Annotated in this window: 13 protein-coding genes; 4 read left to right on the top strand and 9 right to left on the bottom strand. The window is 42.6% G+C overall.

The features are described from left to right. Nucleotides 1-82: 82 nt before the first annotated feature. From FHW88_RS26895 to FHW88_RS26880, 4 genes are all read left to right on the top strand, one after another. Nucleotides 83-3,244, top strand: a complete 3,162-nt coding sequence (locus FHW88_RS26895) for a SusC/RagA family TonB-linked outer membrane protein (RefSeq protein ID WP_176628654.1) — start codon at nt 83-85, stop codon at nt 3,242-3,244. Nucleotides 3,245-3,255: 11 nt separating this feature from the next. Next, nucleotides 3,256-4,872, top strand: coding sequence for a RagB/SusD family nutrient uptake outer membrane protein (locus tag FHW88_RS26890; RefSeq protein WP_176628653.1), 1,617 nt, complete (start codon nt 3,256-3,258; stop codon nt 4,870-4,872). 34 nt (nt 4,873-4,906) lie between these two features. Continuing rightward, complete coding sequence (locus FHW88_RS26885) at nt 4,907-6,115, top strand: glycan-binding surface protein (protein WP_090533186.1); 1,209 nt, start codon at nt 4,907-4,909, stop codon at nt 6,113-6,115. Nucleotides 6,116-6,494: 379 nt separating this feature from the next. Further along, on the top strand, nt 6,495-7,961 hold the full coding sequence (locus FHW88_RS26880; RefSeq protein ID WP_176628652.1) for a cellulase family glycosylhydrolase: 1,467 nt from the start codon (nt 6,495-6,497) through the stop codon (nt 7,959-7,961). Between the two features lie 88 nt (nt 7,962-8,049). On the opposite strand, the gene FHW88_RS26875 is transcribed toward FHW88_RS26880, so the two are convergent. The 9 genes from FHW88_RS26875 to FHW88_RS26835 form a co-directional block, all read right to left on the bottom strand. Continuing rightward, nucleotides 8,050-8,439 (bottom strand): nuclear transport factor 2 family protein, encoded by a 390-nt coding sequence (locus tag FHW88_RS26875; protein WP_090533189.1) that lies wholly within the window; start codon nt 8,437-8,439, stop codon nt 8,050-8,052. 12 nt (nt 8,440-8,451) lie between these two features. After that, the gene (locus FHW88_RS26870; RefSeq protein WP_176628651.1) at nt 8,452-9,291 is read right to left on the bottom strand and encodes an MBL fold metallo-hydrolase; all 840 of its coding nucleotides are present in this window, start codon (nt 9,289-9,291) and stop codon (nt 8,452-8,454) included. Between the two features lie 104 nt (nt 9,292-9,395). Next, a complete protein-coding gene (locus FHW88_RS26865) occupies nt 9,396-9,977 on the bottom strand; it encodes a Crp/Fnr family transcriptional regulator (RefSeq protein ID WP_090533193.1) in 582 nt (193 codons plus the stop codon). A gap of 333 nt (nt 9,978-10,310) precedes the next feature. Further along, on the bottom strand, nt 10,311-11,822 hold the full coding sequence (locus tag FHW88_RS26860) for an alpha-L-fucosidase (RefSeq protein WP_218117309.1): 1,512 nt from the start codon (nt 11,820-11,822) through the stop codon (nt 10,311-10,313). A gap of 32 nt (nt 11,823-11,854) precedes the next feature. Next, nucleotides 11,855-13,891, bottom strand: coding sequence for a beta-galactosidase (locus FHW88_RS26855; RefSeq protein WP_255485456.1), 2,037 nt, complete (start codon nt 13,889-13,891; stop codon nt 11,855-11,857). An 85-nt stretch (nt 13,892-13,976) separates the two neighbouring features. After that, the gene (locus FHW88_RS26850; protein WP_176628650.1) at nt 13,977-16,385 is read right to left on the bottom strand and encodes a glycoside hydrolase family 2 TIM barrel-domain containing protein; all 2,409 of its coding nucleotides are present in this window, start codon (nt 16,383-16,385) and stop codon (nt 13,977-13,979) included. A gap of 22 nt (nt 16,386-16,407) precedes the next feature. Next, complete coding sequence (locus tag FHW88_RS26845; protein WP_176628649.1) at nt 16,408-18,564, bottom strand: glycoside hydrolase family 3 C-terminal domain-containing protein; 2,157 nt, start codon at nt 18,562-18,564, stop codon at nt 16,408-16,410. A 32-nt stretch (nt 18,565-18,596) separates the two neighbouring features. Further along, nucleotides 18,597-21,467, bottom strand: a complete 2,871-nt coding sequence (galA, locus tag FHW88_RS26840) for a beta-galactosidase GalA (protein WP_176628648.1) — start codon at nt 21,465-21,467, stop codon at nt 18,597-18,599. Between the two features lie 70 nt (nt 21,468-21,537). Then, nucleotides 21,538-22,743, bottom strand: a complete 1,206-nt coding sequence (locus FHW88_RS26835) for a glycoside hydrolase family 5 protein (RefSeq protein WP_176628647.1) — start codon at nt 22,741-22,743, stop codon at nt 21,538-21,540. Between the last annotated feature and the right edge of the window lie 221 nt (nt 22,744-22,964).

Genomic DNA, 22,964 nt, shown 5'->3' with positions numbered 1-22,964 from the left:
TGAATATGACAGGATAAATCAATGTCCGAAACCAATCAAATAAACAAACCAAATAACCAAACAATTATGAACCCCAATTAACATGGAAAAAGATTTACGAAAAAGATTAAGACATGTAGTACTGCTGTTTACAACTTTGTTGTTGTTAAACCTTACAGGTTACGCACAAAGTGTTAAAATTACAGGTAAAATTACCAGTGCAGACAATAATCAGCCGCTGCCCGGTGTAACCATTAAAGTAAAGGATTCGCCAACAGGCACATTATCTGGTGCGGATGGCAGCTACAGTATCAATGCAAAAAATGGGGATGTGCTGATTTTTAGCTTTATAAGCTACAATTCCCAGCAAATATACGTAAGCTCATCTACAGTTATAAACGTAGCTCTCAAACCAGCAACCAGCGACTTGAACGAAGTTGTTGTAATTGGTTATGGTACCAGGAAAAGACATGACCTTACCGGTGCTATATCATCAGTAACAGCGGCAGACCTATTAAAAGCACAACCTACCACATTTGACCAGGCCTTACAGGGAAGGGTAGCGGGTGTAGTTGTACAACAGGTATCAGGCCAGCCCGGTGGTGATGTTAACGTGCAGATCCGCGGTTTGGGTGGTTTTACAGGTGCTCCTCCGCTATATGTAATTGACGGCGTACAGATCCCGCCGAATGGGCAATCGGCCATTCCCGGTAATGGCACCAACCCCTTATCCAGCATCAACCCTTCAGATATAGCTTCGATAGATGTGTTAAAAGACGCTTCAGCTACCGCTATTTATGGTTCGCAGGCATCTAACGGTGTGATAATTATCACCACTAAAAGAGGTACCGCGGGCCCGCCGCTTATTAGTTATGATGGCTACCAGGGCTGGCAGAAATTGCCGAAATATTATGATGTAATGGATTTAAGGCAGTATGCTACTTTCATGAACGAAAAATCGGCAATTATCGGTTATGACATGCGGCCGCAATTTGCAAATCCGCAATACCTGGGTGCTGGTACTAACTGGCAAAAAGCGCTGTTCCGTACAGCACCTATGCAAAACCATAATTTAGCCATCAGCGGTGGTGATAACAGGACAAAATATTATATATCAGGCACCTATTTTTCACAAACAGGGATAGCGTTAGGCTCAGATTTTAAAAGGACTTCGGTAAAAGCAAATATCGATAATAAAACCACCGATTGGTTAAAGGTCGGTATCAACTTGAATATGGCGCATGTGGCCGAAAATGTTACCACTTCCAATACAGGTGTGATCTTACAGGCGCTTAATCAAACGCCCGACGTAGCTGTAAAAAATCCTGATGGCACATGGGGTGGTAATGATCCCAATATTTATGGTGCGGTGGGCACTAACCCGTTTGCGATAGCAACTATTGTAAAAGATTTTAAAAGCCGCTACCAGTTGTTTAGCAATGCCTATGCAGAAATCCAATTCACCAGGGATTTAACCTTGCGCAATGAAGTTGCCGGAAATTTTGACTTTGCAACTGAAGATTATTTTAACCCAAGCTATGTTATGGGCGCTTACACCAAGAGCAATAACAGTGGTACAGCTTCAAGCGCGCAAAATTTCTATAACTCAATCTCGAATTATTTAACTTACCAGCACACATTTGCAAAAAAATATTGGGTAAACGTAGTGGCCGGCCATGAAGCCCAGTTGCTTAAAAATAGCGGCATATCGGCTACCCGAACCAATTTTGCAAGTAATAACGTACAAACAATCAGCAGCGGCGACGCCACAACTGCAACCAATACCGGTGTTAAAGGACAAGGCGCTTTAGAGGCCTATTTTGGCCGGGCTAACTTTACTTATGACGACCGCTATTTGCTAACCGCAACCGTACGTCATGACGGTTCGTCGAAATTTGCTGAAGCCAACCGGTGGAATACCACATACTCAGGTGCCCTTGCCTGGAAGATTAACCACGAAAGCTTTCTTAAAAGTGTAAAAGCGATTAATGATCTTAAGCTTAGGCTCGGTTACGGATTGGTAAACAATCAAAATATTGCTGAATATGCTTATGGTTCAACTCTAAGTACAATATCCACAGGTTTATCGGGTAATTCGCAAATAACTACTACAACTGGTAATCCGAACATCAAGTGGGAAACTACAAAATCATATAACCTTGGTTTGGATGCAACAGTGTTAAACGGCAGGATCAGTTTAACGGGCGATGTTTATTACCGCAAAACCAACAACCTTTTGCTTAGCCTTACCTTACCGTATTATTCAGGCACATTTGCCGCCGGCGGATATTCACCCGGCGCAGTGCAGGCGCCATATGTAAACGTTGGCGCGGTGAGCAATAAGGGCTTCGAATTTTCACTTAATACACAAAATATCCGGTCAAAATATTTTAACTGGAGCACCAACATCAACTTTACCCGAAATATTAACAAAGTACTTGCATTGGTTGACGGCACCCCGGCAATCTACGGATCTGTTTCCAAAACTGTTGTTGGCCGTTCAATCGGCGAATTTTACGGATACCAGGTGCTGGGTATTTACAAAAACGCCGCCGACTTTGCAAAATACACCGCCTTGCCCCAAAATGGCAGCGGTCCTATACCTATAACGCCAGGCTCAGGTGGTGTTTGGGTAGGTGATGTTATTTTTAAAGACATTAACGGAGATGGTAAAATTGATGCAAACGATCAAACCTTTCTGGGCTCGCCCATGCCTAAATTTCAATTTGGCATCAATAACAGCTTTAGCTATAAAAATTTCGACCTGAATATTTTTATGGCCGGCAATTATGGCAATAAAGTTTATAACCAGTTAAAAGTTAACGGCGATAATCCAAATCAAAACTTTGGTTATTTCCCATCTGTGTTTAACTATGCAAAAATCGGGTTGATTAAATCAACCGGTTCAAGTTCGGATATTAATAACGTATACATTACAAACCCATCTACAAACATTACCCGTATTAGCCAGGCAAGCGGTAATGATAACCAGCGTTTCTCTGACAAATACATAGAAAACGGGTCGTTTTTAAAGTGCAAAAGCATCGCTTTAGGATATAGTTTTTCAAATAACCTTTTAAATAAGATTAAATTAAAATCATTGAGGGTATATGTCAACGTAACCAATGTGTTCACCATTACCAAATATACCGGCTACGATCCTGAGATTGGCTCATGGAACCCATTAGCAGCCGGTATCGATAATGGATATTACGCTCAGCCGCGTGTTTACACATTTGGCCTCAATTTATCCCTAAACAATTAAAATCAAGATTTATGAAACGTATTAAAACAAATATAGTCTTGCTGGTTATCGGTATCATTATGATAAGCAGCTGCAAAAAAGATTACCTTACCCGTCCCCCTCTAACCGGTATCACTACTGATAATTTTTATAAAAGCGGTTCGGATTTAAGATTGGCTACAGCTACACTTTACGCGCAGCCCTGGGCTACCTGGAATAACTTTCCATTGCTTGGTATGGGAGATATCATGAGTGGCAACATGTTACAGCCGTATAATGGCGATCTTGTTCAGCTTACTACCTTTTCCATCACGCCGCAAAACGGAACGCTAACATCGGCATGGCAAAGCTTTTTTAACGTTATAGCGCATTGCAATATCAATATTAAAGCCATTAATACCAAAATGCCCGATAGCGTAGCCGTAAAAAGTAAAACAGGCGCTCTTGGTGAAATCAGGTTTATACGTGCTACTTCTTATCTTTATCTTGCCCAGCTATGGGGCGCTGTGCCAATTATAGAAGATAACGACAAGTTGATAGCTAACCCATTGGTACCTCGCCATAAGCTTGAGGATGTATATAAGTTTATTATCAATGATTTAAGATATGCCGTTGCCAATTTACCGCGAACTGACCAGCCTGGCCGTGTTACTACGTGGTCGGCCCAGGGTATGCTGGCAAAAGTTTATTTAAGCAGAGCCGGTTTAAATCAAAAAGGCTCACGTAATCAGTCTGATCTGGACAGTGCTGCGTACTACGCCGGGAATGTTTGCAAAAGCAGCGGTTTAAGCCTTTTACCAAGCTACTACAATCTTTTCAGGACCCAGTATAATGACAATTCTGAATCACTATTTGCCTATCAGTGGGCGCCTGGCGTACCTTACGGGCAAGGTAATTCCATACAAGCCCAATTTGCACCAAGCGGCAGCATCGTTACAGGCGGGGGCGGCTGGGGCGGGGCGATTGGCCCAACAATAGATCTTGCAAACCAATATACTACTCAGGACTCGGTACGCCGTAAAGCCACATTTATGCTTACCGGCGACAAATACCGGGAGCTTAACGCGGCAGGCGGAGGTTACACGGCAACCGGCGTAAACGTCAAAAAACACATTGTTGGTACCGCCGCTGATAATAACTCACCAACTATGGACCTTTGGTCATCTATCGAGCATAATGCGGTATTACGCCTTGCCGATGTGTACTTAATTTATGCCGAAGCCCTATTAGGCAACAACGCATCTACAACAAACGCCGATGCATTACTTTACTTTAACCAGGTACGCAGCAGGGCCGGTGTTGATATTGTCACCGTCCTAACTCCTGATATTATCAGGAAAGAAAGACGGATTGAACTTGCATTCGAAGGCCAGTACTGGTTTGATCTTGTTCGTCTTTCTTATTACGATCCACAGGAAGCGATTAAGATACTTCATTTGCAAACTACCCCTACTGATAATCCGGATCCTAACAAGAGATATATACCCCGGTCACAATTTAGCTATGATCCGGCCACCGGAATTAAAACAGCTTCAAATAACAGCCTGATCATAACCCCGCCAAGCGCAAATACATTTACACTGCCTATACCGGCAAATGAGCAAACAGCAGATCCTAAGTTATTGGAGGCGCCTGTACCTTATTATTAGTAGTATTCTGAATCATTTGATAATTCTTAAAATCATGAAAAAATTAAATTATTATATCAAAAGCTGCCTGCTGGTTGCCCTGCTTGCTGCAGTGGTTTGTATGCAGTCTGGCTGCAAAAAGGATAATTCGTCATCATCAAAAGGGACCCCGGTAATTACCTCTATCCGTAATTATGTGGCCCATCCGGGCGATTCGCTTTTAAGCAGCGTGGGTACAGGCCAATGGATAGTTATTTCAGGTAAAAATTTAAAAGGTGCACTTGCTATCAATTTCGATGGCGTAAAAGGCTCGTTCAATGATGCCTGGTTTTCTGATACCAGCGCTATTGCCCTGATCCCGGCAGTTATCGCGTTCCCAACAATACCTTCAGATAAACTGAATACCATACAATACATAACCAATCACGGTCAAACCACGTTTTCGTTCCCTATTGTTCCCCCCGCCCCTACCATCTCGGGAATTTCTAATGAAGACGCTAATCCTGGTGATTCGGTTAAAATAAACGGCCTTAGCTTTTTCTTTGTTAAAAGTGTTAATTATGGCGGCATTGACATAACCAGCTATAAAGCATCAAATGACGGTACGTTCATCAGCCTGGCAGTACCTGCCGGCTTAACCAAAGGGCCGGTAACAGTATCCACCAAATCGGGGAAAGTTACGACTACTTACAATGTGCACGATTTTGTAACCGGTGTATTAAACAATTATGATAATATAAATAATTTTTCGTGGGGATCTGGTACATCCGATAATTCTGCCGGCTACCCTGGCAACACTGGCTATTATGGGATAATGAAAGCATCTAATGTTTCTGCGGGCGACGGAGCCTGGTGGACTGACGGTCATTCAATTAATATAAACCCGGCACAATGGGTGCCTAAAGCTAACTTAACAGATACCTTAAGCCATTATGCCGTAAAGTTTGAAATATCGGTGACTAAGCCATGGACAGACGGTTCAATCAAAATTCTAAAAGATTATGGAAGTTACACAGCGCTTTATCGCCCGTGGAATACAGCTTCCGGTTCAAAAGTCGCGTTTACTACAAAAGGCTGGCAAACAGTTACTATTCCGTTTTCAAGTTTTATAAACGACAAAGGTTTCCCTGCCGCAACACTTACAGATTTTCTTGGTTCAACCGGTGCTGGCGGCATCGAATTCCAATTTATCAATGACAGTTCAAACACAATCCAAACTTTTGAGGTGGCTATTGATAATATCAGGGTAGCAAGAATTAAATAAACGAGAGAGTTAGTTGATTATAAATGAATGCGCGGGGCCTAAACAGGTCCCGGCATTTTTTAGCTGATGCCTGGATATTAAAACTCTGAAAACTGAGATAGGGAGAAAATTCCGGTAAAGAATTTAATATAACTGTTCATAACCTCACAACAGTTTAAATTAAAAAGTAAAAGTTAGTTGAATAAGTGAATGCCTGGGGTTGTAGCAGGGCCCCGGCATTTTTTAATAACATAAGCTAACAATGCCATGTGTAACATGAATTTTTAAAAATGGTTCTGTGTACATCAAATGACAGGACCAATTGTTCCAATACTTACCTAACCCAAACCAATAATCGCATGCAAAAACAAACAAAGAATTTATTACCAATCATTTAAAAATGAAAAAAACATTTTCCTTAAAATCGGTATTTTTAATAACAGTTGTATTGATATCGTTTTTTTCGTGTAAAAAAACGAATAGTGCACCGCCGGAACTTACCGTAAACCAAACAGCAATAACTTTTACGCCCGAAGGCGGTACGCAGGATTTTTCTATTTCGTGTAATGCAACATGGAATATCGTTAATTCAGGCTCTACCTGGCTGCAGTTAAGCACCACCTCGGGCAACAGCGGCAGTATCGTCATTCATATCAAAACGTTATCAGAAAACGGTACAGGATCAACACGTTCCAGTACCTTGACCATAAACTCCTCAAACGGACAGGCACGAACCTTAAAAGTATCTCAAACATCTAACCTTTTTCCTAACTACAATACATCGCCAATAGCTCCTGATGCAACCGGGATGAGCAGTAACGCTGTTCAGCTTGCCGCGAAAATAAAATTGGGTTGGAATATCGGCAATACACTGGAAGCTTCTGGCGGCGAAACAGGCTGGGGCAATCCGCTAATCACTGAAGATTATGTAAAATTTGTAAAACAGCAAGGCTTTAATGCTATACGCCTTCCCTGCGCCTGGAACATGGGCCATTTAAGTAACCCGGCAACTGCGCAAATAGATCCAAACTGGATAAAAAGGGTTAAAGAAGTTGTAGGGTATTGCGTAAACAATGACATGTATGTGTTGCTTAACATCCATTGGGATGGTGGCTGGCTTGAAAATAACATTACCCAAGCCAAACAAGATTCAGTTAATGCTAAACAAAAGGCATTATGGGAACAAATTGCAACGGCCATGCGCGATTTTGACGAACATTTGATGTTTGCCAGCGCCAATGAGCCGGCAGCAGATGATGCCGCAGCAACAGCAATACTTTCTACCTATCATCAAACCTTTATTAATGCGGTTAGATCAACCGGTGGTAAAAACGCCTATCGTGTACTGGTGCTTCAGGGCCCTTCTACTAATATGGAGAAAACAAGTGCTTTTATGACCAATCTCCCGCAAGATCAGGTGACAAACAAGCTGATGGTAGAGGTACATTACTACTCTCCATTTCAGTTCTGCTGCCTGTTGGACAATGATGCAAGCTGGGGTAAAATGTTTTATTATTGGGGCACAGGGCACCACTCGGCTATTGAACCTGAACGAAATGCCACCTGGGGCGAAGAAAGTGATGTCGATGCCTCATTCAACCTAATGAAAACAAACTTCGTTGATAAAGGGATTCCTGTTCTTTTAGGCGAATATGGTGCCTACAGGCGTGACAATACTGCGCATGTCCCTTTAGATTTACCGACACACGAGGATGCGGTAGACTATTGGAATTTTTATGTTACAAAACAAGCGAAAACACGTGGCATGCTGCCATTTTACTGGGATACAGGCGGTGCCCTGGATAGAAGAAATTATACCGTAAAAGATCAGCGGACGATAACCGCTATTAAGCAAGGCGCAAATTAAAAAAACGCCCGGGGCTTCCACTGACCCCGGGTATTTTTTTGTCGCCATCTAATCAATAATGAACTCAACTGAGCTCATTATTGATTATTCATTTTGTTGCGTCATTAACCGTTTTACTATCTACAAATTGTTCAAAAGATATTATGCTGTCGTTTTCCAATTGCCATAGATGCGCCACGCGCGCTTTAAAAAATTTGTTTGTTTCTTTATAGGTGCCGCTATAGGTACCAAAGGCAACTACTTTATCGCCGTCAGCAACATAATCCTCCGGCGTAAACTTATAATCGATCCACTCGGTAGCCAGGCGGTAAAATACATTTTGGGCAATCGCTTCAAAACCTATATAAGTGCCGGCGAGAGGAAATCCCTCGGCCTCTGTCCAAACAGCATCAGGTGCGAGAAATTTTTGAAGGTTTTTACCATTCTCTTCCGAAGATTTGCCTTCGTAAGTGCTCTTTACAATTTCAAGATTTGTCATTGCTTTTAATGTTTACCATTTCATTTCGCCTGTATTTACTTTAGCTCCAATCTGAAGTGCTATATCAAACTTAAGATCGGGATAATGGCTCTTTACAGCATCAACCAACTCCCCTGATGTTTTATTTGCTTTCAGGGCTTCTTCGTAAAATAAAAGGTAGTTTTTAGTGTGGGACACTGACGTAGTATCGAAAGCGGAATACTGATCAGTATGGGCAGGAATTACAATAGATGGTGCCAGAGCAGTAATCTTATCCAGGATAGCAATCCATTTACCTCGGGCATCGGGCGTTTGTGCGTCGGCTGTCCATAGGTTGAAATTGCTGCCAAAAATATTAATGCCCCCTATTACAGCTTTTATAGAAGGGATCCATACAAAAGATCTTGAAGAGAATTCCTCAAGTCCGTATATTTCAATTTTTTCGTCCTCCAGTTCAAATGAACTGTCCTTTAGCAATTGCGGCAATACCACATTTTTGGTAAGGGCATTGCCAAGGCGGCCTCCCCAAACGTCAAGCTTTTTTTGCGAGGTTGCTTTAATATGTTCAATAGTTGTATCATTTGCATAAACTGTGACTTCAGGAAAGTACCGTTTGAAGACCTCTAATCCAAAATAAAAGTCGGGATCGGCATAACTGATATAAATTAAAGATAATTTCTTACCCGAGTTTTTGATATGCTCCGCAACAACTTCCGCCTCGGCCAGGGTAAACTGGGCATCGATGAGTATTGCTTCCGTCTTCCCCGAAATAATTGTTGATGTTACGCCAAAACTGGTTTCTGCTGCAATAAATACATCAAGTGTAAGATTGCCTGATTGAAATTGTTTAAATTGCTGTGCCTGCGTTTCCATAGTTAAAAACCTTTTGTTAAACCTTATTGATTAATAGATTAAACAAAGGTACCCATGGTCAAAACGAAAAACATTGAACAAGTTCAACAAACGCAAAAAGATAGCTACTTCTCCTTTGCCAGTTTATTACGGATTTTGCTCAAAAACTCATGACTAATCCCCAGGTAGGCTGCTATTTGCCTGTTGGATAACCTGTTGTATAAATCCGGATACTTTGCTAAAAAGTCCTGGTATCGTTTATCGGCCGTTTTACTCAAATTATCGATCATCCTGCGCTGCAAGGCTACATGCGTTTTCTGCGTCATGATACGGAACAGCTTCTCAATGGCAGGGAAATGCTCATAAGCGAGGTCCTTGTTTTTCCGGGAAATGACCAGGACTTCACTATCTTCCAAAGCTTCAATAAATAAATTTGACGGTTTTTGGTTAGAAAAACTGTCTATATCGGCAATCCACCAATCTTCGGGCGCAAAATAAAGAACTTGCTCAACACCTTTTGCGTCCACATGGTAAACACGAAAAAGTCCTTTCAGCACAAAACCTTCATGAGCACAAATTTGTCCTTCTGATAGAAAATAGCTTTTTTTCTTAAACAACCGGGGTTCAAAAAGATCATGAAACTGTTGCAGTTGATCTTCGCTGAGCGAAACGTGCCTGGCGATGTTATTACGCAGTAGTTGATTCATAGAATATAATTAATAACACAACACAGGAGAAAGCCAAGTCAAGCATATCATATAACAACCTTTATACACCTGATATTCACTTTTCTATCTTCAAATACGTTTCTTAAATTAACAAATCTTCTATTAATTTACAGATAACGCGGTTTGATTTTTATAAAATAAATATGGTAAAGAGCTGCTTATCGACTGCTTTAATGTAGCGAAAATAGTAGATCGAAGTTTATCATTGCAGGAATTGCACGCAGCTTCCTTTTAGTCTCCAGAAAAAGACAGGCCCTTCTGTTGAAGCAGAAGGGCCTGTCTTTTAATTTATTTATCTTAAGCCGATTTCCCTTAATCAGCAAGCTCAATCCTAAAACCTGATACCTTCCAGGCGGGCAAGTTTACGGGCTTTTTGATAACAAGTGCATCCGCTACCTGCTGCCATTGTATTTTTTCTTTGCTGCCCAAAAGTTTCACGGAGCGTATTTTTTTGATGTTTATTACCGACGATTTACCAAGCGATTTGATTCGAATATCCGCGGTGGGGGTGTCAAGCAGAAATGCATATAACTTATTGCCATTGCTGGTGAAACGGATATCTTCGGCCGTGTATTTCATCCGGTCTTCATTAAAGTTATCGGATTTAACTTTCACTGCGTTTTCCGGGCGTTCTCCAAATTTTTTCCATGGTCGTGATCCGTAGATCCCTTCGCCATTAGCAGCCGTCCATTTGCCTATCTCATCAAGTGTATTCAACATATCGGGCTCTAAATCCCCCTCGGGTGTTTGCACAATGTTTATCAGCAGGTTACCATTTTTACTTACTATGTCTACCAGCATTCTTATAATATCAGTTCCGCTTTTGTAGGTTTGGCCGGTACGATAAAACCAATCACCTATAGAAGTATCCGTTTGCCATGGATACGGGCTGATTGAATCCTGAACGCCCCGTTCAAGATCCTGTACCCACATACCCTGCGAAGGTTGCTTGCAATTATACACAGCGGTGAGCTGCCCATTGTTGTAGGCGACATTTCCGTTGTAAAAATTAGCTAGCATGTCACGGCCAATATCCCCAAACGGGAAGCCGCCATCTGAATAAAGCAGGTCGGGGTGATAAGTATCTACCAGTTCTTTAATAGATTTATACCAGGTACGCTGCCATTCAGGATCTGTAGTATACCAGCCGCGATCATCGGCTTTCGCTTTCGGGTGATATAAGTCAGCATAAGCTGGATCATTCGCATCGTATGGAACACCCTTGTAAGCGCCGGAGGTATCGGCATTATGTGAAGGCTGGTACCAGGTATAGCTTGCGCCCAAATGCTCCGACACGCCAAATTTAAGACCGTTCTTCTTAGCCTCCTTCTGCCAAATGCCAACCACATCTTTATGAGGGCCCATTTGTACGGCATTCCACCGGTGCAGTGAAGAGTTCCATAAAAAGAAATTATCATGATGAGTCCCCATGCTAACAAAGTATTTTGCCCCGGCCTTTTTATATAACGCCATCAGTTTCACCGGGTCCCATTTTTCAGCCTTCCATAATGGTATGATGTCTTTATAACCAAACTTTGACGGATGCCCGTAATGCGCAACGTGATATTTATTTTGTTCGCTGCCCTGAATATACATGTTACGGGCATACCAATCACCCTGGCGGGGCACGGCTTGCGGCCCCCAATGCGCCCAGATACCAAACTTGGCATCTCTGAACCACGCAGGATACTGGTATTGTTTAAAAGAAGTATCCGAAGGCTTGAACGGGCCATTGTTAACGGACAGCTCTTGTCCGCGCAGCATCAACGACATCCCGGACAGGACGAAGCTAAGCGCGAAAATCTTTTTAAGGTTAGTTATCATTTTTTCAGGTATTTATATGTAAACAGAAAAATCTATCGCAGTTCGATAAATTCGGGCTCATAGGGCGCAAGCGAAAAACTTCCGGCATAGTCTTTATCAAACAATATACTTTTAGATGCGTGTTTGGGGTCGATAGTCTGCGGCTTACCGGTTAAATTTAAATAAAGTATATGCTTACTGTCAATAAATCTCGCCATAACTCCTTCCGGTACTTCAGGGCCTTGCTTCAATGAAAGCGAATCAGTAAGGCTATCAATTAAAGGATCTATTAATGCGGATTTAGCCGGGAGCCCAAGGTATATAGCAGTGCCCTTGCCATATTTGTTTGTAGTTATAACCGGGTAGTTTTTATCTAAACTGGTTATGCTGCCAAGCACTTTTGCACCCTGCGGATGAATGACATCAAAACGGGCTGATTCAGTTTTAATGTTCTTAGAACCGAAACCAACCTCTATATCCTTGTTTTTAAAGTTTTTTGGCGAGATCTCGTTAAAATTTTCGGTTTCTTCATACCCGGAAACACGGATACCGAAAACATCGCTTAACAAACCCGGATGAGTTGCAGAAAAAACCTGCCCTGTTTCATTTGTAACCGCGGAGTTGGCCGTCATGATGACAGTACCACCGTTATAAATAAACTCCCTGATCTTTCTTGCGGTTACTGTGTCCATAACCGTAACACCCGGGATTACCAATAATTTATAGTTTAGCGGGCTTTTGGTAATTTCAACCACCCGTGTATCTATGTTCTTTCTAAAAAAAACATTAAAGCATTCGGCTAACTGTGCATCGTGCCTCTCGGGAAAGGCGCTGCTTGCTATTTGACTTGGGAAAGAAAATGCCAAACCCACATCTGCCTTAACTTTATAAGGAAAAAACCTTTCAATTTTCTTAAACTCGGAAGCTATCTGTTTGTATTCGTCATATTTCCGGTTTACTCCGCCGTCCCAGTCCATCATGCCTTCCAGGTATTGCTCTTCACCGCCATGCATACTTTGCCAGGTCCAGCCGCAAACCATCTGGTTGCCGTACATCAAAGTGGCATAAGCTGATTTTCTGATGGAATTTGGAACCGCGGTCATTGTTGTAAATTCCGTACACCAAAATGGATTTGTACTCTCAAACTGAATCCTGGCGATTCCAAATGAGGCATCCATCAATCCGTAATTATTCACCAATGAGTTTCCAGGGTAAAAGCCGCAGCCTTCTCGGGTCATTTTTCCCGAATAAGCAATTTTTGAATAATCAAAATAACGTTTGTCGCTGTAATACCACGCGTTAGTATTCACAAATGCTTTGGGCGCATTTGCATTTACTTTATCAATCACCTTCAGCAAAAACTTATTGATCTCGTCCGATTCAAACCGGCGAAAATCCAACACCCTTTCCGGCGGCCCGCTGATATTGCCCGACGCTGGCAGACCAACCTCATCAAACTCATTAATTTTTCGCGACCAACGCTGACCTGCCCATGCAATATTCAATTGCGCTATGGTTTTATATTTCTGTTTCAACCATTCAATAAACCGTAACCGGGCCTGTTCCGAATAAGATATCGGCCCGTCTCCCGACTCGTTATCAATGCCAAAAGCAAGCAAAGCCGGATGATGACCATATCTCTTTGAAAGCACATCGGTATATCTTACAGCATACTTTTGATATTCAGGGTCGCCAATATCCTCCATATACCGGTGGTTAGGATATAACCTGTTGCCCGAGGCATCGGTGACATTTATGGAAGGAATTTTATGCTGCAACCAGATGGGGGCCGGACGTATGGCGATATCCAAAATTACCTTGATACCGGCTTTATCCATCAAATCCATTACGGTATCGAACCATTTGAAATCAAAGTTCCCTTCAGAAGGTTCGTAGCTATCCCAAGCCAAATGCCCCATTCTTACAACCCTGAAACCGGCGTTCTTCATCAGTTGAATATCACTTTTCCATTTTTCTATATTCTTATCATCATGCGGGTGATAGTTGGTTCCAACAAACAGTTGCTGAGCGTTTAACCGTAAGGTAAATAGCAGCAAAAGCAGAATTGGAATGTATTTCATTCTTCTCATATTATATTAATTTTAGCCACAATATAGCCGGGCATTCATGTTAACTCTTTTTATAACCTCCTATTTGTTGCACATTTCCACCGGGTCAATGTGTGAGTGCTTTAACAGTTATGGTTGCTTCGGATAAACTTGCCGAACTAACGGTAAGCTTAATATCGCCGGCATTATGAGTGCTCCTGATTACCACCATGGCCCGGCCATGCCAGGCTTTGCGCGAATTGCCTATATATGGGTCGGTGTCCTTGACATTCGCATTATCCACTCCGGCTATTACACCAGGCCCTTCAATTTTAAATTGAAGTCGATCTGATGCGTTTGGTTGTAGTACGCCATCCTTATCAGTGATTTCAATTGAAACATAGGATAGGTCCTGCCCATTCGGCAATAGCTGCTTACGGTCGGCAATGAGCCTGACCTTAGCAGCGGAGCCTGAAGTTTGCAGCGTAGTTGATTCAATTTCTTTATCATTTTCAACGCCCACTGCTTTGAGGGTCCCTGGCGTATAGGGTACTGAGAAAGTAGCTTTAAATTCCTGATTTACTGTTGTAGGCTTCTCCTCAAGAAGTTTGTCATTGAAGTAAAGCCTTACTTTGGGATATTTTGAATATACGTCTACGTCTAATTTTCTGCCCTCAAAGCCTGGCCATGTCCAGCTTTCCCAGGTAGGCCATACAGACCACCAGGTTTCTTTGATTTCCAGCGGTTCGGGCTTTGGCTCGCGGACAGCCATGTACAGCTTTTCCTTATCGTTGTACAACATGCTGCGGTAGTGCGAAATCGGTTTTCTCCATCCGGTTAAATCTATATCTCCGCAATACGCACCATGCCATGGAAAAAAATCATTTTCCCAATGTTCTCCTGGCACATCGCCCGAATAATACCATCGGCCAATTCCCGATTCGCCTAAATAATCTATCGCTGTCCATACAAAATCGCCAATAATATAATTGTTGTTTTGTACCAGCTTCCAATTGGCAAAAGCATCTCGCGGGTATGATTCGGTCTGAAAAATAACACGGGAGGGCACCCTTTTATGATCTGCGGGAGCACCTTGAAGTTGGTAATTATAGCCGCAAACATCATGAGCTGCCATAAGCGGATCTAAAGATTCCCAGTCATTGCCCCACTTTACAATTGCCGATGTTACCGGTCGTGTGCTATCTATACCTTTAACAATACCTGCAAGCATTTTAGCGGTCACAACAGCCTCTGGCTTGTTTCTCTCAACCACTTCATTACCTATACTCCACATAAAAATTGAAGGATGGTTCCTATCGCGCAGCACCATTGTTTCCAGGTCGCGTTTCGACCATTTATCAAAATATACAGAATAGTCGTGTTTGTTTTTACCAACTCTCCAGCAATCGAAAGCCTCATCAATAACTAATAAACCTAACCTGTCGCAAGCTTCTAAAAAAGCTTCGGACGGTGGATTATGAGATGTACGCACAGCGTTGAAACCGGCAGCTTTCATTAACTCAACTTTACGTTCCTCGGCCCGGTCAAAAGCAGCGGCACCAAGGCACCCGTTGTCATGATGGACACATCCGCCGCTAATCTTCACAATTTTACCATTAAGCTGGAAACCATTTTCCGACGTAAACTTTATTGAGCGGATGCCCAAAGTGGTCTTTGTCTCATCTATTTTTTTATCACCTTTTAATACCTGGATTTGAGCCTGATATAAATATGGAGTTTCTGGTGTCCATAATAATGGCTTCGATACTTTTATAATTTGAGTAATCTCTTTTTCGCTGTGTGCCGGTAACTCTACCTTTGTTGTATTATTTCCCACATCTTTTAAGCTTACGGATAGCAGCCGGGTGTTAACAGCGATGCGATGCGGAAAGCTGGTTTCGTTTTTTATCGTAGCCTTAACCTGTACCGAAGCCTGCTTTGAAGAGACTTCGGGTGTTGTAATGGCTACTCCCCAATCGGCTAAGTGTAAGGGATTGGTAACGTCAAGCCACACATGGCGGTAGATTCCTGAACCACTATACCATCTGCTGTTTACTTGCTGTGAATTATCCACACGTACGGCTATCACATTCTCTTTGTTAAAATCCAGGTAAGGCGAAAGATCATACCTAAATGACGAATAACCATAAGGCCGGATACCAAGGGATTTACCATTGATAAACACCTCCGAATTCATGTAAACGCCCTCAAAATAAACGAAAATGCTTTTTCCTTTCCATTCAGGAGCTACCTTGAACGTTTTTCTGTACCAGCCAATGCCCGTCGGGAAATAACCGCCCGCACCTCCCGTAGGATTTTTGGGGCTTACGCTCCCTTCAATGCTCCAATCATGCGGCAAGTCAAGGTTACGCCAGGCATTATCGTTAAAATCCCGTAACCGTGCCAATGAATCGTCACCCAGGTTAAATTTCCAATTGTAATCAAACAATTGTTTTCGCCCGGAGCCAACCGAAGATTGGGCAAAACTTAGAACACTATAAGCCAAAAGCAAGGTGGCTATTGTTATTCTTTTCATAAAAGTGGTATGCTTAACACAGCTATTTAACTGCAATTTTTGTTTTAAGAATGATATTACGGGATGAATTACCTAACTCAAGAACGTATTCGCCGGCTTCTGTGTTCCAGCCTTTTTTTGCTTCATCATAAAATGCCAGATCTGCAGCTTTCACCTGCATTTCTATCGTCTTTGTTTCGCCGGTCTTTAAAAATATCTTCTTAAAAGCTTTAAGCTCTTTTTCGGGGCGTTTTACAGAACAAACCGGATCGTTTACATACAGCTGCACAACTTCGGCACCATTTCTTCCTCCTGTATTTTTGATCGTAAACTTCGCATGGATCGTTTCGTCTTTTTTATAAATTGATTTATCTGTGGAAAGTTTGCTGACAGAAAAATCGGTATAAGAAAGGCCATAACCAAATGGGAACAGCGGCACTATATTTTTTGTATCATACCAGCGATAGCCAACCAATATTCCCTCCTTATATTCGGCTGTGAGATTATTGCCCGGATAGGTATTTAAATTAAACGCCGGCGAATCATTTAACGAAGCCGGGAAGGTAAATGGAAGCTTACCCGATGGGTTTATAGTCCCTTTTAACACATCGGCGAGCGCATTGCCGGCTTCTGAGCCGTTAAACCATGACCAAACAATAGTGTGATTTGATTTTTTGATTTCGTTCAGGTCAAATGGCGCACCAGCCATTACGACAATAACGGTATTTGGATTAACGGCACTTACGGCGTTAACCAAAGCCTGCTCGCCAAAAGGCAGTTCCAGGCTTTTGCGATCATGGGCTTCACTTTCGTATTCACGGTTTGAACCAATACACAAAATGACAACATCACTGCTTTTAGCAAGTGCTATGGCTTCATTAATCAGGTCCTGATCGGGTTTATTATAGTCGCCATTTTGCTCAGCAGTTTTACTCGCCTGGTACTTTGCCCTGTAACCCTGTGCAAACCTGATATCGACGGTTTTACCGAACCTTGACTTTATCCCTTCTAATGCGGTAATCTCATATTTAGCCTTTACACCCGCGCCATATCCTCCTAAGGCGAAAGTACGTACGGCATTATCTCCTATAACTGCTATGCGTTTAATCCCATTTGTCTTTAATGGCAATAATCGTTTATCGTTTTTCAACAGAACTATGGATTCTGAGGCGATATCATATGCGGCTTTAGTGTGCTCCGGTGTTGCGATAGCCCCTTTTGGATGGTTGGCACTCATGGATGTATGGTACACGAGCCATAAAATCCTGCCCACTTTATCGTCAATAGTTTTTACTGAAACCTGCCCGGCTTTAACAGCGGCAAGCAATGGTTTAGCCAGATACCATTGATCATAAGGTCCGCTCGAACCCATTTCAATATCAAGGCCATTGTTTGCTGCCGCCACAGTATGATGCGTGCCGGCCCAATCAGACATAACCACGCCTTTAAAGCCCCAGTCTCCTTTTAAAACTTTGTTTAATAAATACCCATTTTCAGAACACCAATAACCATTTAACTTATTATAAGCCGACATAACGGTATAAGCATTGCCCTGTTGAATGGCGGCTTTAAAAGCAGGGAAATAGATTTCCTGTAAGGTCCTTTCATCAACTATCGTATTTACACTATCGCGGTTAAGTTCCTGGTTATTGGCTGCAAAATGTTTAATACAGGCGGCCACATGCTGACTTTGAATCCCCTTTACAGACTCGATAGCCAGTTGACCGTTTAGATAGGGGTCTTCGGAATAATATTCATAAGTACGGCCGCAAAGGGGCATCCTGCAGATATTAAATGCCGGTGCAAGCATTACATTCTTTTTACGGGCATTCGCTTCCTCTCCTATCACCACACCGTATTTATTGGCCATTATGGGGTTCCAGGTCGCAGCTATTGCCGAACCATTGGGTAAAAACGTAGCAGAATCGGTTGTCCAGTTAGCCGAAGCCCAGTCAAAGCGTTTTATTTCTTCACGCACACCTAATGGCCCGTCGTCACAGGTCAATTCGAGGATACCTAAACGCGGCACACCTGCCGAAGAAAATAAAGCGTTGCCGTGCAACATTTCTATTTTCTCTTCAAGTGTCATCTTTTTGATGATACTATTGATCTTTAATTTCAGGGCTGCCTCATTTTTGTTTTGTGCGGATACGCCACTAAACAAAAAAAGCGCTATAATACAGGTAATTATATATTTCATAAACATTATTTCTTCAAATTCTTTGTTTAACATTATTTATCAGCAGCTGTAATTTCAATAGCCGACTGCTTTAACCCCGGCGAGATTGCCTTTAAAACTATAGTGCCCGGCTGCCCGGTTGACTGGACAATAACCTGGGCGTAACCACTAAAAAGTTTTCGTTTATATTGAGCTGCAGGGTAAGCCAACTGGATCAGGCCGGGATCAGTATTAACGCTGGCCCAAATATTGGCTTTAAGCAAGGGGGTAGCTACAATAGCGACAGTATTGTTACCGGGGTGCAGTAATGAAGCATCCAGTTTAAATTCGGTGTTCCCATCGCCTGCTTTGATTTCGTGCCCTATTTCCTTACCATTGATGTAGATGTTTTGAACTTTGCCGATATTTTTACTAAATAAGGTAGCGGTAGCGGTTGCCGCATCAGCAGGCATGGTAAAACCAGCCCGGTAAACTATGGCTTTCACTCTTCGGCCAAATTCATCGTCCCGGGTATCTTTAAAAGCATTTTGCCAGCTGCTATCGTTATAATCCGCTGCAACCTCGGCCTTCGCGTTTAAATCGTCGACAAATTTCTCTTTGAAAGCGCCTATATTAATAAGGTCTATCCGTTCTAAATATTGATCCGCCTCCAGCGATGTTGGATCGCCGTTGCCCACCCCTATGATTTTGCCGGGGCCTGTAATTGAAAAGCTCAGCTCATTTTGGGCGGTTGGCACCCGCAGGGCGTTTTTGTCATCGGCCTGCACTGTAATTATGGCAATATCTTTTTTATCGGCCTTAATCGCTTTGCGGTCCACTGTTAACTTAACCTGATTTGGCATAAGGGTAGTTTTAACAATATCGTTACCGGCTTTAATGCCTTTTTTGTACCCTATAGCTTCCAGCGTTCCGGGCTCATATTTTACCTGCCATTCCAGGTGCCCGTTTAGTTCCATAGTTTTTTTACCGAGACTTTTTCTGTTTAAGAAAAGCTCAACCTCATCACAATTGCTATATGCACACACCCTTATTTCCTGGCCTTCTTTACCTTGCCAGTTCCAGTGCGGCAACAGGTGCACCACTGTCTGGTTAGTCCACCATGATTTTAAATAATAGTAATCGTCCTTTGGAAAACCACAGGCATCAATCATTCCAAAATATGATCCTACTGAGGGCCATCCAAACGGCGTTGGTTCTCCCCGGTAATCAAAACCGGTCCAGATGAACATGCCGGCCAGGTATGGGCGCGAGGCATAATGTTTCCAGCCTTGTTCCAGGCTATAAAAAAAGTCGTTTTGTTTTCTGTCATATGCCACAAGCTGGTGCTTGTCCATATCATCCTCGTAAATCCCCCTCGAGGCAACTGTCGAGCCCTCTTCGGTACCCCAGCTAAATTGATTCGGATATTTTTTATGTTGCTCATCGGTATTTTTGGTAGCAACGTAGTTATAGCCGAGCACATCTATTACCGTTGATATCCCGGAGCCGATGCCGCCGCTTATAGCCGCGGTGATGTAACGTGTTGAATCAACCGATTTGGCAAAAGCCTGCATAGTGGCTGCTATCCGCGCCCCGGTAATGTTACCTTCAATGCCCCATTCTTCATTCCCTATCGACCAACTGATGATGCTGGGATGGTTACGGTCGCGTAGGATCATCCTTTTCAGGTCATTTAGTTGGGTGGATGTCACACCCATTAAGCGGTTTTCATCGATAACCAGCATACCTAACCTATCGCAGGCGTCAAGCAATTCGGGCGTTGGCGGGTTATGCGAACAACGATAGGCATTACAGCCCATGCCTTTTAAAGTCCTGATTCTGAAATCCTGTAAAGCATCGGGCATTGCTGCACCAACGCCGGCATGGTCCTGATGATTGTTTGTTCCCTGTATTTTTACGTGTTTGCCATTTAGAAAAAAGCCCTCGTTAGCGTCAAACCTTATGGTTCGGATCCCGAAAGTTGTTACGTAACTGTCTATGATACTTCCATTCTCTTCAACTGTAGTAATCAGCTTATGCAAATAGGGTGTTTCTAATGACCAGAGTTTTGGATTGCTAACCGTCAAAATATTTTTAATATCCTGCGATGCGAAAGGCTTCAACGTAAGCCCGGTAGTCGTTTTCGTCGCAAGGGCTTTGCCACTATCATCAATAATTGTTTGAGTTATATTAAAACTTCTTGTTTTTTTGTCGTCATTGTTGATGGTAGCCGTTGCCGTAACATCGGCCACATTGCTTTTTACCGCTGTAGTAACGAACGTTCCATCGGGCACGATGTGAACCTGGTTTGTTTTGTTAAGCCACACATGGCGATAGATGCCCGCGCCTTCATAAAACCAACCTTCTTCCATAGTTACATCCGCACGTACGGCTATAACGTTGTTGCCGCCATAGTTTAAATATTCTGAAATATTATATTCAAAGCGATTATAGCCGCTGGGTTCGGTGCCTAAGTAATGTCCGTTTACCCAAACTATACTATTTCGGAAAACGCCATCAAACGCTATGGATATACGCTTACCAAGGTCGGAAGCCGGTATAGCAAAGGTTTTGCGGTACCAGCCCACGCTTGCCTCGGGGAAGTTACGGCCAATAGCTTTCGATCCGTGACTGAAACTGCCTTTCGGGCTAAATGGCTGTTCAACTGCCCAATCATGCGGAAGGTCGATCTTACGCCAGCCCCTGTCGTCAAATTCTGCCGATGCGGCGCCATCGCCATAACCAGTTTTGGCCAAATAGGAGAACCCGCCGGTCCCGTTATAGAAATCTTTAGAAACATCGTATGCATGGCCCAAAGCAAAGCGCCAGTCATTATCAATAGATAAATGTTCGCGTTTTGAAGCTATTTCAGGGGATTGGGCTATAGTTTTCCCTGTAGTAGCGAATATTAAAATCAAAAAATACAAAAAGTAGCTTGGTTTCATTTTTTTAAACAAGGTTTGGTATGAGCGTCTTATATGACAATCAGCGGATTTATTATCATTGCAAAAATTTTTAATTTGCACCCGCTACAAGGGCATTAATTGTGCGTTGATCAAGTATTTTATTATTTCGTCTATCCAGGGCAATACCTGTATCCCAAAAAAATGGTTTAAGGCCGTTGGCTATAGCTTGTTGGGTTGTAAACTTTATCCAATAATCTACAGCATCATTGTGTACCGCCAAATCTTTAGGGGCAGTTCGTCTGTAAGCGCCATATTCTCCCATCACAACAGGGATTCCTTTATCAACGAATTTTGTTTTCATGAGTTGGAATGTGCTCTTAACCTCAGCCTCTTCTCCATAAGTTGGGTTTCTCGCAGAATCCGATAATGAGTGGTGCCCGTTCCCCCAATAATAAAACATGCGGCCCCATGGTTCATCTTTTTCCATAAGGCAAAAATTAAAGGGAGAATAATAATGTACCTCAACCATTAACCGGCCTTTTACCTGATCGGTTGGCAGAGATGTCATAAAATGACTTGTTTTTTCCATGTTAGTAGATGGGCCCTGCAGTATCAATACACGGTAGGCGTTTTTACCACCGGTTGACCTAACCGCGTTAATAAAAGTTTGATGATAGGTAGCAAGTATTGCTGTTGCCGCGGCATCATCTGCAGCCGGCTCATTAGCGCTGGCAAACATCAAATGTTCGTCAAAATCGCGCATTGCTGTTGCAATTTGTTCCCAAAACGCTTTTTGTTTAGCGTTAACAGAATCCTGTTTTGCCGGGGTAATATTATTTTCAAGCCAACCGCCATCCCAGTGAATATTGAGCAACACATACATATCGTTTTTTACACAATATTGTACTACCTGTTTTACGCGGTTTAACCAGGCGTCCTGTATTTTGGCAGTTTTTTTATCTGAATATTGATCCCAGGCGCAAGGGATACGAATAGCATTAAACCCGCTCCGCTTAACCAGTTTGATATAATCTTCTGTAATTAAAGGATTGCCCCAGCCGGTTTCGCCGCCGGGCGCTTCCATTGTGTTGCCGATGTTCCAGCCTAATTTGATGTTTGCTGCCTGTTGCACGGCAGTGTTATCCATTCCCGTTTTATCGGGAGCCTTGGGCGAAATATTGTATGAGGGATAAATTGTTTTGACAACGGCTGTGTCATTTATTATTTTTTTAGGAACATAACAAAAAGCGGCCTTGAGCGGCGAAGCAATCGAAAAAATAGCAGCAGTACACCAAAGTATACGTTTTAACATCATAGTAAATTAAGCAGGTTTGAAAATTGGCTTAAGCAATGCCAAACTTTAATTGCGTTTTACAATAAAGAAACATTGAATTACGCTGCTAATCTAAATGCCGGGGTGCAATCGATTGTTCACAAATGGGGACACAAATGTTAAAACCACATACTGTGCTTATTTACAGCATGTTAAAGTAGATTCACACCCAATAATCGGTCATAACTGAAACAGATGTTGTA

The sequence above is a fragment of the Mucilaginibacter sp. SG538B genome (assembly GCF_013376065.1).
Taxonomy (GTDB): domain Bacteria; phylum Bacteroidota; class Bacteroidia; order Sphingobacteriales; family Sphingobacteriaceae; genus Mucilaginibacter; species Mucilaginibacter rubeus.
This window is presented reverse-complemented; position numbering and strand designations above follow the sequence as displayed.

Excerpts from the sequence above, each read along its gene's own strand:
- FHW88_RS26850 (WP_176628650.1), bottom strand. The coding sequence starts at position 16,385 with ATGAAAAGAATAACAATAGCCACCTTGCTTTTGGCTTATAGTGTTCTA.
- FHW88_RS26885 (WP_090533186.1), top strand. The coding sequence starts at position 4,907 with ATGAAAAAATTAAATTATTATATCAAAAGCTGCCTGCTGGTTGCCCTG.
- FHW88_RS26895 (WP_176628654.1), top strand. The coding sequence starts at position 83 with ATGGAAAAAGATTTACGAAAAAGATTAAGACATGTAGTACTGCTGTTT.
- FHW88_RS26870 (WP_176628651.1), bottom strand. The coding sequence starts at position 9,291 with ATGGAAACGCAGGCACAGCAATTTAAACAATTTCAATCAGGCAATCTT.
- FHW88_RS26890 (WP_176628653.1), top strand. The coding sequence starts at position 3,256 with ATGAAACGTATTAAAACAAATATAGTCTTGCTGGTTATCGGTATCATT.
- FHW88_RS26835 (WP_176628647.1), bottom strand. The coding sequence starts at position 22,743 with ATGATGTTAAAACGTATACTTTGGTGTACTGCTGCTATTTTTTCGATT.
- FHW88_RS26865 (WP_090533193.1), bottom strand. The coding sequence starts at position 9,977 with ATGAATCAACTACTGCGTAATAACATCGCCAGGCACGTTTCGCTCAGC.
- FHW88_RS26845 (WP_176628649.1), bottom strand. The coding sequence starts at position 18,564 with ATGAAATATATAATTACCTGTATTATAGCGCTTTTTTTGTTTAGTGGC.
- FHW88_RS26880 (WP_176628652.1), top strand. The coding sequence starts at position 6,495 with ATGAAAAAAACATTTTCCTTAAAATCGGTATTTTTAATAACAGTTGTA.
- FHW88_RS26860 (WP_218117309.1), bottom strand. The coding sequence starts at position 11,822 with ATGATAACTAACCTTAAAAAGATTTTCGCGCTTAGCTTCGTCCTGTCC.
- FHW88_RS26855 (WP_255485456.1), bottom strand. The coding sequence starts at position 13,891 with ATGAGAAGAATGAAATACATTCCAATTCTGCTTTTGCTGCTATTTACC.
- galA (WP_176628648.1), bottom strand. The coding sequence starts at position 21,467 with ATGAAACCAAGCTACTTTTTGTATTTTTTGATTTTAATATTCGCTACT.
- FHW88_RS26875 (WP_090533189.1), bottom strand. The coding sequence starts at position 8,439 with ATGACAAATCTTGAAATTGTAAAGAGCACTTACGAAGGCAAATCTTCG.